The organism is Pseudomonas sp. ZY71 (assembly GCF_036542145.1).
GTDB lineage: Bacteria > Pseudomonadota > Gammaproteobacteria > Pseudomonadales > Pseudomonadaceae > Aquipseudomonas > Aquipseudomonas koreensis_A.
The window spans coordinates 4272925-4284802 of sequence record NZ_CP144274.1 but is presented as its reverse complement, the minus strand read 5'-3'; the positions used below and the strand labels follow the sequence as shown (position 1 = coordinate 4284802).

Sequence of the window (11878 nt, the reverse complement as noted above, 5' to 3'; positions counted from 1 at the left end):
CTCGCGATAGCGGTCTATCAGTCAGATCTACATTGACTGACCCACCGCTATCGCGAGCAGGCTCACTCCTACAGGTTTTGTGTTCGACTTCAGAAGTGTGTCCGGGAGATAACGGATATGTAATTTCCCCGCCACCGTGACGATAGGTTCGGATTGTTACCTTGATCCCGTCAGTTACTTAAACGAGGAATCAAAGATGAAAATCGTACAGATGGGTGCTTTTGTTGTGGCGTTGGCAATCTCTTCCGTGGCCCTGGCCGAAGGCGGCGGCGACCGCACATTCGAGCGGATGATGAGCAACAACGACCGCTCCATGGAACTCTTCGTCGCCAAGGAAAAAGCCGCCGGCAACCCGGTTGTCGTCACTGACAAGAAAGACGACAAAACCCGCGATCTGTAAGCCTGCTGCACCTGAACAAGCCCTTCATCGCGCATCGATGCCGGGCTTTTTTTTCAAGCCCGGACGGGAAGGAAATGGATATGAAAGTACTCAAGTTGATCGCATTCGCCGCTGTCATGGCGATGTCGATGAATGTGCTGGCTGAAGGTGGCGGTGACCGCACTTTCGAACGTGCGCTCAACGCCAACGCCAAAGCCATGGAACAGTACGCCGCCAACCAGGGCAAAGCGCCGCCGGCGGTGAAGGATTACGAATACGGAATGAAGCTGGACGTGGTCAAAGTGGTGAGCGTGGTGAAGCCGCAGCCTGCGTGCAAAGTGGTGCCAACGGCCATGACTTATGAGGATTCCAAGGGGCAGCTCAACACCATCAAGTACAACGTGATGGGCGTGTGTCGAAACGGCGGGAGCTGAATCTGTAACGTCTAATCGCGGTCTCCTGTAGGAGCTGCCGAAGGCTGCGATCTTTTGATCTTGATCTTGAAAATCAAAAGATCGCAGCCTTCGGCAGCTCCTACACGTTCTGTATTTCAATTCGTGATGTTTAAGTGTTGTGTGGGAAGTGCGGAACCTTCCCACAATGTTTTCAGGTTGTCCGTCGGACGTCCGCTCTCTAGCCTGTGTGGGTCGCTGCCAATTCAGCGATCGGGATTGGAACCCCGCGGCTCAACTGAAGCAAAACGCACTGTTCATGACGTATGCTTGCGCACTTTCATGTGTGCACTCCGTTATGGCGGCTGTGCGCGGGAGACTTCGAGTCTGTCGGGTTTGCTCAGTTGCCCGGGTTCCAACCTGCGTACAGCTGCCACCCTTTCGCGTGGAACCGAAAGGGCCAGCTCCACCTTCAAGCTGAGTAAAACATTATGAAAAAGCCAACCCCGAATCCCCCCGAAACAGACGCAATACCTGACGCTAACTCAACATCCCCCTACGTTTCCGTCGACACCCGAAAACTCCACGAAGCCGCCGACCGCGCCCTCGATTTCTATCTGAAACCCTCAGCCGCCATCATGTCCGCACCGTACATCCCCAACCAGATGTTCCTGGTCAATCCCAAAGCCGATACCGAATCATTACTGGCCAACGCCAGTGAGTCGCTGGCCTCGGCCACGGTGATGCTCGGTGACTTCGCCGCGCTGCTGGGCGGCACCCATCGCAAAACCCTGCTCGGCATCGCGCAGGTCGTGATGCTTGGCGAACTGGCGGTGAACAAGGCGCTGGATAACGTAGATCCTGCGGCGTAGCCATCAATGGCCGGGTTTTATCCGTTGTTTTTGCGTTGACCTCAAAATCCTGCCCCCTCACCCCAGCCCTCTCCCCCGAGGGGGCGAGGGGGAAAGGGAGCAGATCTTCAAGCCATTCAAAACCAGAGTACGCCCCGGTTTTTCAGGTCGGTGTATTTCCACCAACCAGCTCGGTCAGTCGCCCCTCACCCAGGGGGCGAGGTGGAAAGGGAGCAGATCTTCAAGCCATTCAAAACCTCATTACGCCCCGGTTTTTCAGGTCGATATATCTTCAACAACCAGCTCGGTCAGTCCCCTCTCACCCTGGGGGGAAGGGAGCAGGCTTTCGAGCCATTCAAAACCAGAGTACGCCCCGGTTTTTCAGGTCGATGTATCTTCAACAACCAACTCGGTCAGTCCCCTTTCACCCAGGGAGAAAGGGAGCCGGCTTTCGAGCCATTCAAAACCAGATGATCTGGTCAAACGATACTGGACACGGTTATAGGGTTTTACCCTTTTTCATGCCGCCAGGGCCTCCATGTCCACCGGAGTTCGGTAGCCATTGTGACTGTGCAGCCTGATCCGATTGTAATAATGGGTCAGGTAGCGCAATACATCGGTACTGGCCTCATCTTCGTTTCGGTAGCCAGCCTTGGGTATCCATTCAGATTTCAAACTGCCAAAGAAACGCTCCATCGGGGCGTTGTCCCAGCAGTTTCCTCGTCGACTCATGCTTTGTTTTATGCGCATGTCCGCCAGCGTTTCACGAAACACTTTACTGCTGTAATGACAGCCCTGATCCGAATGGAACATTAGGTTTTCAGGGCGTCCTCGCGACTCGAAAGCCATCTTTAACGCTCGACAGGTCAGAGCTGAATCCGGACTTCTGGACATCGCCCAGCCGACGATGCGGCGGGCATGCAGATCAAGTACAGCAGCCAGATAAACCCAGTAAGTACCGGCCCAAATGTAAGTCACGTCGCCACACCACACTCGATTGGGGGCCTCGACTTTGAATTTACGCTCCAAATGATTGGGGGCGTATTGCGCCTCCGCACCGCTGAGTTTGTACCGATGCCTGCGCCGTTGCTGGCTCTTCAAACCGAGCTCGCGCATCAGGCTACGAGCCATGTAACGACCTACCGACTCTTTTTCGTTACACAGCGCTTTTGACAGGCTGCGCGCGCCCATTGAGCCGCGACTTTGCTCATGTAATTCGGCAGCCTTGATTTTTAGGCGATCGCGCCCGACATGCACTTTCGCCCGCTGTTTCAGACGCTCGTAATAACTGCTGCGGTTGATACCAAACACGCCACACAACTCGGATCTTGGATATTGCTCGCTTAACTCCTCGACCAGCCTTACCGATCGAGGGAATCCGACATCAAGAGAGCTGTAGCCTTTTTTAAAATTTCCTTCTCGCGCTCAATCCGTCGAATTGTTGCTTCCAGTTCCTGGATGCGTTGTTGGTCAACGGTCATGGCCTTGGACTTCTCAGGCGTCTTGCCACTGCGCTCCGCACGCAGTTGCTCAACCCAGCGACGCAGAGCTGTAGGGCCCACGCCCATTGCTTCGCAGGCTTCACTCACCGAATAGTCTTTATCCAAAACCAGGCAAGCCGCATCCCGTTTGAAATCTGTCGAAAAATATCGTCTGGTCAAATCACACCTCGTCGTTGGGCGTAGATTAACGCCCTTTAGGGGTGTCCAGAATCATTAAGCCAGATCAAGAGTACGCCCCGGTTTTTCAGGTCGATGTATTTGTAACAGCCAACTCGGTCAGTCCCCTCTACCTCTGGGAGAGGGCTAGGGTGAGGGCCGGGCCTGAACATGAAAAAAATAACCACGGCAAAACGCAGCGCAAAAAAAAGCGCCCCGAAGGACGCCAAAAGATTCACCTCTTACCAAAGGAGCAAGGAGCTTCTAAAGGTGAATTTGCATCAACCGCCCAATCAAAGAATCGCCAGCGGATACTCGACAATCACCCGCACTTCATCCAGATCCGACTCGAACGCCGTGGCGCGGGTTGTGGCCTGGCGCAAGCGTAGTGACAAGTCTTTCATCGAACCGCTTTGCACCACGTATTTGACTTCGATATCGCGCTCCCAACGCTTCTGATCGGTCAGCGGATTGCCCTCGGCATCGCGGCGCATATACACGGCGTTGGCGTTCGAATAATCGGCGTCGGTGCCGCGTGCGTAACGGGTCATGAATGACAGACCGGGCACGCCATAGGTCGTCATGTCGAGGTCATACCGCACCATCCACGAACGTTCTTTCGGCGAGTTGAAGTCGCTGTACTGGATCGAGTTGTCGAGGAATATCGAGTCGGACTGGCGCAGGTAATCGAAGTCGTCGTTACCGTTGTTGCGCTGGTGGGAGAGGGCGACCGAATGGGCACCAAGCTTGACGCCAACGCGACCGCTCCAGATGTTGTTGTCGAATTCGCCGAGCAGTTGCTTGCCTTCATCGACGGCCCTGTAATAGTTGAGGCCACCGAACAGCGACAGGTCGCCCGACAGCGGATACGTCCATGCGGTACCAGCGTAGTACTGGTTCCAGGCATCCTTGAGCCGACTGGAGTACAGGCTGAAACTGAGATTCTTGTTCAGCGCATAATCGCCGCCGCCATAAGCGATCCACGACGAATTGACCGGCCCGGCGTAGAACGTGGCGAAGTTCTCGCGCATGTGGCTGGACGCCGGCTGGCTCATCGCATGCAATCGACCGCCCTGCACCGACAGACCTTCAATACTGGTGTTGGTCGCCGTCACGCCTCGAAAGCTTTCCGGCAGCAAGCGCGAGTCACCCGCCGCGACCACTGGATTGGCCGGGAACACATCGCCAACCTTGACCACCGTATCGAACGCCCGAATTTTCGCAGCGCCACCGACCTTGGTGTATTCGTCTCGCGCCTCGCCATCACTGTTAACCGGCAACACATCAAACGAACTGCGCCCGCCATTACGGCCGTCACCGGTGTCGAGCTTCAGCCCGATCATCGCAAACGCATCAACACCGACGCCGACGGTGCCTTGAGTAAAACCGGATTCGAACCTGCTTATCACCGCGTGCGCCCAGGCTTCGGAATAACCATTGCCGGTGGGGCTGGACTGGCCGTTGCGATGATCACGATTGAAGTAGAAGTTGCGGTTGAGCACCGTCAGGCTGCTGCCTTCGACAAAGCCTTCGGGCTTGTCTTCTGCAAACACCATGGACGGCCCTGAGCCGACCACCACCGCTAAAGCGGCCATCGATATTTTTGTAGGGTTAACCATCAAACACTCCTTGGGTTCGGCAGGACGGGAACGTGCTTCGGCGTGGGTTTTATTGTTCGACGGGGCAGGGCCCGCCGGCATTGGTCGCCGGGTCACATCGTTGCAAGCTGCGGATAACGCCAAGGTGATGAGGGAATTACAATTTCGTCATGTGGTTATTTGGATTGAGTGAACGCCACACAAACCTGTGGGAGCGAGCTTGCTCCCACAGTGGTCTGAGTGGGTCTGATCGATCACATGAGAGCAGGTTTGGCTTTTTATCGTTCGAAGGTATCCAGCAAACCGTGTGATAGAGAGGCATCAGTTTCGGCGAGAAGTATGAGTTTGCCCTTCGTGTCGCCGATCCGTTTTACACGCGTCTTCTTCAATGTGATTTTGCCTTGGCGTTCTCTGGCTATCGCACCAATGCCATCCATCAACTCTGAAAAAATATCCCGCTTCATGGTTCGTGGATCTCCACTTGATAGGTGATCCTCAAATTTAACCGCAATTACCTTCTGCAGAATGTCAGCCATTGCTCACCGCTTTGCAGGCAAATTCCTAAAAAGGGGAGAGCGTAGTAAGTCAAAAGATCGCAGCCTTCGGCAGCTCCTACAGACCGCATACCATCCCAATGTAGGAGCTGCCGAAGGCTGCGATCTTTTTGACGTTAAATCCCACAAAAACAAAAACGGCACCCGAAGGTGCCGTTTTCATTTCTAGCCAGCCGAACTATCAGCCCGCCAGACCCGCCTGCTGAACCAGTGTCAGCAATGGCTGCGGGTACACACCCAGGAAGAATGCGACCAGGGCGATGGCCAGCAGCATCACGCCGCCTGCCTTCTGTTCCCAGTGCAGCTGGGCGTCGTGGCGACGCAGGTTTGGCTCGATCAGGTACAGGGTGACCATCACGCGCAGGTAGTAGAAGACGCCGATGGCGCTGCCCAGCACCAGCGAGCCGACCAGCCACCATTGGTGCGATTCAACACCGGTAGCGATGATGTAGAACTTGCCGATGAAGCCTGCGGTCAGCGGGATACCCGCCAGCGACAGCATCATCACGGTCAGGACGGCGGTCAGGTACGGACGGCGCCAGAACAGGCCGCGGTATTCGTACAGGGCGTCCGCGTCACGGCCGTTGTACGGCGAGGACATCAGGGTTATCACGCCGAAGGCGCCGAGGCTCGTGATCACGTAGGTGACCAGGTACACGCCGATGGCTTCCACCGCCAGACCCTTGCTCGCCACCAGGGCGATCAGCAGGTAGCCGAAGTGCGCGATGGACGAGTAACCGAGCAGACGCTTGAGGTTGCTTTGGGTCAGGGCCAACAGGTTACCGAACAGGATCGAGGCGATGGCGATGACGGTCAGTACGTCGCTCAGTACGCCGCTGCTGGCAGCAGGGGAGATCTGGAACAGACGCACCATCACCGCAAACACCGCAACCTTGGAAGCGGTCGCAAGGAACGCCGCCACCGGTGCCGGAGCACCTTCGTAAACGTCCGGCGTCCACAGGTGGAACGGTACCAGCGACAGCTTGAACGCCAGACCGATCAGCATCATGCCCAGACCCAACTGAGCCAGCGAGCTAGGCAGGCCCGTCGCAGCCAGGGCCTGACCGATACCAACGAAGCTCAGCGAACCCGAGTCGGCGTACAGCAGCGCCATACCGAACAACAGGAACGCGGAACCGGCGGCCGACAGCACCATGTACTTGATGCCGGCTTCCAGCGAACGCTTGTTGAAGAAAGCGTAAGCCACCAGACCGTAAACCGGTACCGAGAGCAGTTCCAGACCGATGAACAAACCGGCCAGGTGCTGCGCGCTGACCAGAACCAGACCACCGGCGGCGGCCATCAGGATCAGCAGGTAGAGTTCTTCACGGTTGCCCGGGTAACCCGAACCGCCATCGCCCAGATAGGCGTGGGCGAGGGTGACGCAGGCGAGGGTGGCGACCAGGATCAGCGCCATGTACAGGCAGGCAAACGAGTCGATCTGCAGCAATGGCGTCACGGCCAGAGGCGCGACTTTCAGGGCTGGCAGGATCGACAGCAAGGCCAGGTTCAGACCGGCGACCGAGATCAGGAAGGTCTGCGAGTGGTTGCGGCGCCAGGCGATTGCCAGCATCACCACGATAATGGTGAGGCTGGTGATCAACAGTGGCGCAAGCGCAATAAAGTGTTGAATCGTGAATTCCATAGCGCTCTTACCGGGCCGAAGCGAGTTGAGTGAAGGCGGTGCCGAGCCACTGCTGCACGCCATGCATCGTGGCGGCAGACGTGTCGAGGAACGGTTGCGGGTAGACGCCGAGGTAAATCAGCAGCACCGCAAGGCCCAGCACCATGATCAGTTCGCGAGCGTCCATACCGTGCAGGATCGAATCCGATTTCGACGGACCGAAGTAGGCACGGTGGATCATGATCAGCGAGTAGACCGAACCGAACACCAGACCGGACGTGGCAATCGCGGTGATCCATGGAGCGCTGGCGAAAGTGCCGATCAGGATCAGGAATTCACCGACAAAGTTACCGGTACCCGGCAAGCCCAGGGACGCGGCTGCGAAGAACAGGCTGATCGCCGGCAGGTAAGCGATACGCGACCACAGACCGCCCATCTCACGCATGTCACGCGTGTGCAGACGCTCGTACAACTGACCGCTGAGGATAAACAGCGCGGCTGCCGAGACACCGTGCGCCAACATCTGGATCACTGCACCTTGCAGCGCCAGTTGGCTGCCGGAGTAGATGCCGATCAATACGAAGCCCATGTGGGAAACGGACGAGAAGGCAATCAGACGCTTGATATCGGTTTGTGCGAAAGCAAGGAACGCACCGTAGAAGATCCCGACCAGACCGAGGGTCATGGCGATCGGCGCAAACTCGGCCGAAGCATTCGGGAACAGCGGCAGGGCGAAACGCAGCAGACCGTAGGCAGCGGTTTTCAGCAAGATACCGGCGAGGTCGACGGAACCGGCAGTCGGCGCCTGGGCGTGGGCATCAGGCAACCACGAGTGGAACGGTACGACGGGCAGCTTGACCGCGAAGGCGATGAAGAAGCCGAGCATCAGGATGTACTCGGTGGTCATCGACATCTTGGTTTTCAACAGGTCGGCGTAGTTGAAAGTAATCACGCCAGTGTTGTTGAAGTTGACCAGCACCAGACCGAGGATCGCCACCAGCATGATCAGGCCGGACGCCTGAGTGAAGATGAAGAACTTGGTCGCTGCGTAGATCCGGGTTTTCTTGCCGTCCGAAGAACTGTGACCCCAGAGCGCGATGAGGAAGTACATCGGCACCAGCATCATTTCCCAGAAGAAGAAGAACATGAACAGGTCGAGGGCGAGGAACACGCCGACAACGCCGCCCAGGATCCACATCAGGTTCAGGTGGAAGAAGCCAACGTGACGTTGAATCTCTTTCCACGAGCAGAGTACCGAGAGGATACCCAGCAGACCGGTCAGCAGGATCATCAACAGCGACAGGCCGTCGAGGGCCAGGTGCACGTTGATGCCGAAACGCTGGATCCAGACATGCTTGAACTCAAGCGCCCAGGTCGGATCGGCGCCAGGCGCCGGCGCAAATGAATAGTCACCGTGGGCCCACAGCCAGAGGCCGAGGGCGAGTTCCAGGGTCATGGTCAACAGCGCAATCCAGCGGGGGAGGGTAGCGCCGAAGCGCTCACCCATCCAGCACAGCAGGCCGCCGATGAAGGGGATCAGGATTAGCCAAGGCAGAATCATGACGGGCTCGTTTCCTTTCGCAAATTCGCAAGGTTCATATCAGACCGCTACCAGCACGATGGCGCCAATCACCAGCACGGCACCAGCAGCCATCGAAGCAGCGTACCAACGCAGTTGACCGGTCTCGGTGCGGCTCAGGGCAGTGTGACCACCCTTGGCCATACGCGGGATCAGACCGATGGTCTGGTCGAGCGGGTCTTTGCGCAGTACGTGGCTGATCGCCAGGTAAGGCTTGACGAACAGTTTGTCGTAGATCCAGTCGAAGCCCCAGGCGGCGAACCACCAGGCCGAAAGGAAACGGCCGATGCCGCTGTTGGCGACTGCCGTGACGAAGCGACGCTTGCCGAGGAACAGCAGCGCTGCCAGCAGGATACCGGCCAGGGCGATGGCGCCCGAAGCGATTTCCAGACTGTGCTTGGCTTCGCCGCCGGCATGGCCAACGCTTTCTGGCAGCACGCCGTGCAGCGGTGGCACGATCATCGCGCCGACGAAAGTCGACAGTACGATCAGCACCGACAGTGGCAGCCAGTGCGAGATGCCGTGACCGGCGTGGGCTTCAGTCTTGGCTTCACCGTGGAACGTGATGAAGATCAGGCGGAAGGTGTACAGCGACGTCATGAACGCGCCGACCAGACCTGCGTAGAGCAGACCGTGGTTGCCGCTGGCGAACGCTTCCCAAAGGATTTCGTCCTTGGAGTAGAAGCCGGCGGTGACCAGTGGCAGAGCGGCCAGGGCAGCACCACCAACGATGAAGCTGGCATAGGCCAGTGGCAGTTTTTTCCACAGACCGCCCATCTTGAAGATGTTCTGCTCGTGGTGGCAGGCAACGATCACCGCACCGGAAGCAAGGAACAGCAAGGCCTTGAAGAAGGCGTGGGTCATCAGGTGGAAAATCGCGCCATCCCATGCACCAACGCCCAACGCCAGGAACATGTAGCCGATCTGGCTCATGGTCGAGTAGGCGAGGATACGTTTGATGTCGGTTTGGACCAGCGCGGCGAAACCGGCCAGTACCAGCGTCACACCACCAACGATGCCGACCAGGTGGAGGATTTCCGGTGCCAGGGTGAACAGACCGTGGGTACGGGCGATCAGGTAGACACCGGCGGTAACCATGGTGGCGGCGTGGATCAGTGCCGAAACCGGAGTAGGGCCGGCCATCGCGTCCGCGAGCCAGGTTTGCAGCGGCAGTTGTGCCGATTTACCGACCGCACCACCCAGCAGCATCAGGGTCGCGAGGGTGATCCAGAAGTCGCCGACCTGGAATTTCTGCGGTGCCAGCACCAGCAGTTCCTGGATGTTCAGCGTGCCCACTTGCTGGAACAGGATGAACAGGCCGATGGCCATGAACACGTCGCCGATCCGGGTCACGATGAAGGCCTTGAGTGCGGCGTTACCGTTGTTGCGGTTGCTGTAGTAGAAACCGATCAACAGGTACGAGCACAGGCCCACGCCTTCCCAGCCGAAGTACAGGAACAACAGGTTATCGCCGAGCACCAGGAACAGCATGCTGGCGATAAACAGGTTGGTGTACGAGAAGAAGCGCGAGTAGCCCGCTTCGCCGCGCATGTACCAGGACGCGAACAGGTGGATCAGGAAACCCACACCGACAACCACGCCGAGCATGGTGATCGACAGGCCGTCGACGTAGAGGGCGAAGTCAGGCTTGAAGCCTTCGACCGCCATCCACTTCCACAGTACCAGCGTGTAGTGACCGCCTTCGGGTGGCGCGACGTTGAATTGCCAGATGACGTAGGCGGCGACAATCGCCGACAAGCCAATGGAACCCACGCCGATCAGCGCCGAGAGGTTTTCCGACCAGCGTCCACGGGAGAACGACAGCAGCAGGAAACCGATCAGAGGGAATACGAAAGTCAGAAAGATCAGGTTCATCCGCGCATCTCACTGGCAGCGTCGATATCGAGCGTGTGGAAGCGGCGATACAGTTGCAGCAGGATCGCCAGACCAATACTGGCCTCGGCGGCTGCAAGGCTGATCACCAGGATGAACATGATCTGTCCATCCGGCTGGCCCCAACGGGCGCCTGCAACAATGAACGCCAGTGCAGAGGCGTTCATCATTACTTCCAGACTCATCAACACGAACAAAATGTTGCGGCGGACCATCAGGCCGACCAGACCAAGGCAGAACAGGATGCCGGCAACCGCCAGACCATGTTCGAGAGGGATAGCAGGCATGTCTTACTCCTTCGCCTCGTTACGGCCCAAATGGAACGCCGTGACGGCTGCGGCAAGCAGCAGCATCGAGGCGAGTTCGACCACCAGCAGGTACGGGCCGAACAGGCTGATGCCCACGGCTTTCGCATCCACGGTGGTGTGGCCGATGGCCTGACCGCTCTGGTGAGCGAACAGCACATACAGCAGTTCGGCCAGTAGCAGCGCGGCGAGAATCACCGGACCGGCCCAGATGCCGGGCTTGAGCCAGACGCGTTCTTGCTGAACCGAGGCCGGGCCGAGGTTGAGCATCATCACCACGAACACGAACAGCACCATGATGGCGCCGGCGTAGGCGATCACTTCGAGCACGCCGGCGAACGGTGCGCCGAGTGCGAAGAAGGTCATGGCCACGGCGATCAACGAAATGATCAGGTAGAGCAGGGCGTGCACAGGGTTGGTGTTGGTGACTACGCGAAGCGTGGACACAACAGCGATACCCGATGCGAAATAGAAAGCGAATTCCATCGTTCTTCCTTAAGGCAGCAAGCTCTTCACGTTGATCGGTTCGGCTTCGTTCTGCGCGGAGCCTTTCGGCTTGCCAGCGATTGCCATACCTGCAACACGATAGAAGTTGTAATCAGGGTTTTTGCCGGGGCCGGAGATCAACAGATCTTCTTTCTCGTACACCAGGTCCTGACGTTTGAACTCGGCCATCTCGAAATCCGGAGTCAGCTGGATCGCGGTGGTCGGACAGGCTTCCTCGCAGAGACCGCAGAAAATGCAGCGCGAGAAGTTGATACGGAAGAAGTCCGGGTACCAGCGACCGTCTTCGGTTTCAGCTTTTTGCAGCGAGATGCAACCCACCGGGCAAGCCACGGCGCAGAGGTTGCAGGCTACGCAACGTTCTTCGCCATCGGGGTCGCGGGTCAGGACGATGCGACCACGGTAGCGTGGTGGCAGGTAGACCGCTTCTTCCGGGTATTGCAGGGTGTCGCGCTTGCGAAAGCCATGGCCGAAGACCATGACCAGGCTACGCAACTGGGTACCAGTACCCTTAACGATGTCGCCAATATATTTGAACATG

General features: G+C 57.7%; 11 protein-coding genes and 1 pseudogene. 3 read left to right on the top strand and 9 right to left on the bottom strand.

All coding sequences use genetic code 11. From position 1 onward, the window contains the following. Positions 1 to 196 precede the first annotated feature (196 nt). The 3 genes from VY732_RS18990 to VY732_RS18980 all read left to right on the top strand — a co-directional run bounded on the left by VY732_RS18990 (position 197) and on the right by VY732_RS18980 (position 1643). Positions 197 to 400, top strand: coding sequence for a co-regulatory protein PtrA N-terminal domain-containing protein (locus VY732_RS18990; RefSeq protein WP_331691486.1), 204 nt, complete (start codon positions 197 to 199; stop codon positions 398 to 400). An 80-nt stretch (positions 401 to 480) separates the two neighbouring features. After that, the gene (locus VY732_RS18985) at positions 481 to 813 is read left to right on the top strand and encodes a DUF2790 domain-containing protein (RefSeq protein ID WP_077573628.1); all 333 of its coding nucleotides are present in this window, start codon (positions 481 to 483) and stop codon (positions 811 to 813) included. Positions 814 to 1262: 449 nt separating this feature from the next. Continuing rightward, positions 1263 to 1643: a DUF6124 family protein gene (locus VY732_RS18980; protein WP_331691485.1), complete on the top strand. Its 381-nt coding sequence runs from the start codon at positions 1263 to 1265 to the stop codon at positions 1641 to 1643. 498 nt (positions 1644 to 2141) lie between these two features. Here the strand turns inward: VY732_RS18980 and VY732_RS18975 are convergent. The 9 genes and pseudogenes from VY732_RS18975 to nuoI all read right to left on the bottom strand — a co-directional run bounded on the left by VY732_RS18975 (position 2142) and on the right by nuoI (position 11877). Beyond that, positions 2142 to 3283, bottom strand: a protein-coding gene (locus VY732_RS18975; protein ID WP_442968546.1) for an IS3 family transposase whose coding sequence is annotated in 2 segments (ribosomal slippage) — positions 2142 to 3022 and positions 3022 to 3283 — 1143 coding nt in all. Because the reading frame shifts where the segments join, the coding sequence is not laid out codon by codon here. 290 nt (positions 3284 to 3573) lie between these two features. Continuing rightward, positions 3574 to 4899, bottom strand: coding sequence for an OprD family porin (locus VY732_RS18970; protein WP_331691483.1), 1326 nt, complete (start codon positions 4897 to 4899; stop codon positions 3574 to 3576). A 347-nt stretch (positions 4900 to 5246) separates the two neighbouring features. After that, positions 5247 to 5342, bottom strand: a pseudogene (locus VY732_RS30005) (transcriptional regulator); the annotation flags it as partial. 271 nt (positions 5343 to 5613) lie between these two features. Then, positions 5614 to 7077 carry an NADH-quinone oxidoreductase subunit NuoN gene (gene nuoN, locus VY732_RS18960; RefSeq protein ID WP_008082842.1) on the bottom strand — a complete coding sequence of 488 codons (1464 nt, stop codon included), beginning with the start codon at positions 7075 to 7077 and terminating at the stop codon, positions 5614 to 5616. 7 nt (positions 7078 to 7084) lie between these two features. Next, complete coding sequence (nuoM, locus tag VY732_RS18955) at positions 7085 to 8617, bottom strand: NADH-quinone oxidoreductase subunit M (protein WP_186622542.1); 1533 nt, start codon at positions 8615 to 8617, stop codon at positions 7085 to 7087. 39 nt (positions 8618 to 8656) lie between these two features. Beyond that, positions 8657 to 10510 carry an NADH-quinone oxidoreductase subunit L gene (gene nuoL, locus VY732_RS18950; RefSeq protein ID WP_034155128.1) on the bottom strand — a complete coding sequence of 618 codons (1854 nt, stop codon included), beginning with the start codon at positions 10508 to 10510 and terminating at the stop codon, positions 8657 to 8659. Further along, positions 10507 to 10815 carry an NADH-quinone oxidoreductase subunit NuoK gene (gene nuoK, locus VY732_RS18945; protein WP_003223790.1) on the bottom strand — a complete coding sequence of 103 codons (309 nt, stop codon included), beginning with the start codon at positions 10813 to 10815 and terminating at the stop codon, positions 10507 to 10509. The genes nuoL and nuoK overlap by 4 nt, the downstream gene beginning before the upstream one ends. A 3-nt stretch (positions 10816 to 10818) precedes the next feature. Then, positions 10819 to 11319 (bottom strand): NADH-quinone oxidoreductase subunit J, encoded by a 501-nt coding sequence (gene nuoJ, locus VY732_RS18940; RefSeq protein WP_007920176.1) that lies wholly within the window; start codon positions 11317 to 11319, stop codon positions 10819 to 10821. 9 nt (positions 11320 to 11328) lie between these two features. After that, a complete protein-coding gene (gene nuoI / locus VY732_RS18935; protein ID WP_007920177.1) occupies positions 11329 to 11877 on the bottom strand; it encodes an NADH-quinone oxidoreductase subunit NuoI in 549 nt (182 codons plus the stop codon). Between the last annotated feature and the right edge of the window lies 1 nt (position 11878).

What these genes read in the sequence shown, in the direction of transcription:
- nuoL (WP_034155128.1), bottom strand. Translation starts at nt 10,510, where the DNA reads ATGAACCTGATCTTTCTGACTTTCGTATTCCCTCTGATCGGTTTCCTG.
- VY732_RS18985 (WP_077573628.1), top strand. Translation starts at nt 481, where the DNA reads ATGAAAGTACTCAAGTTGATCGCATTCGCCGCTGTCATGGCGATGTCG.
- nuoK (WP_003223790.1), bottom strand. Translation starts at nt 10,815, where the DNA reads ATGCCTGCTATCCCTCTCGAACATGGTCTGGCGGTTGCCGGCATCCTG.
- VY732_RS18970 (WP_331691483.1), bottom strand. Translation starts at nt 4,899, where the DNA reads ATGGTTAACCCTACAAAAATATCGATGGCCGCTTTAGCGGTGGTGGTC.
- nuoN (WP_008082842.1), bottom strand. Translation starts at nt 7,077, where the DNA reads ATGGAATTCACGATTCAACACTTTATTGCGCTTGCGCCACTGTTGATC.
- VY732_RS18990 (WP_331691486.1), top strand. Translation starts at nt 197, where the DNA reads ATGAAAATCGTACAGATGGGTGCTTTTGTTGTGGCGTTGGCAATCTCT.
- nuoM (WP_186622542.1), bottom strand. Translation starts at nt 8,617, where the DNA reads ATGATTCTGCCTTGGCTAATCCTGATCCCCTTCATCGGCGGCCTGCTG.
- VY732_RS18980 (WP_331691485.1), top strand. Translation starts at nt 1,263, where the DNA reads ATGAAAAAGCCAACCCCGAATCCCCCCGAAACAGACGCAATACCTGAC.
- nuoI (WP_007920177.1), bottom strand. Translation starts at nt 11,877, where the DNA reads ATGTTCAAATATATTGGCGACATCGTTAAGGGTACTGGTACCCAGTTG.
- nuoJ (WP_007920176.1), bottom strand. Translation starts at nt 11,319, where the DNA reads ATGGAATTCGCTTTCTATTTCGCATCGGGTATCGCTGTTGTGTCCACG.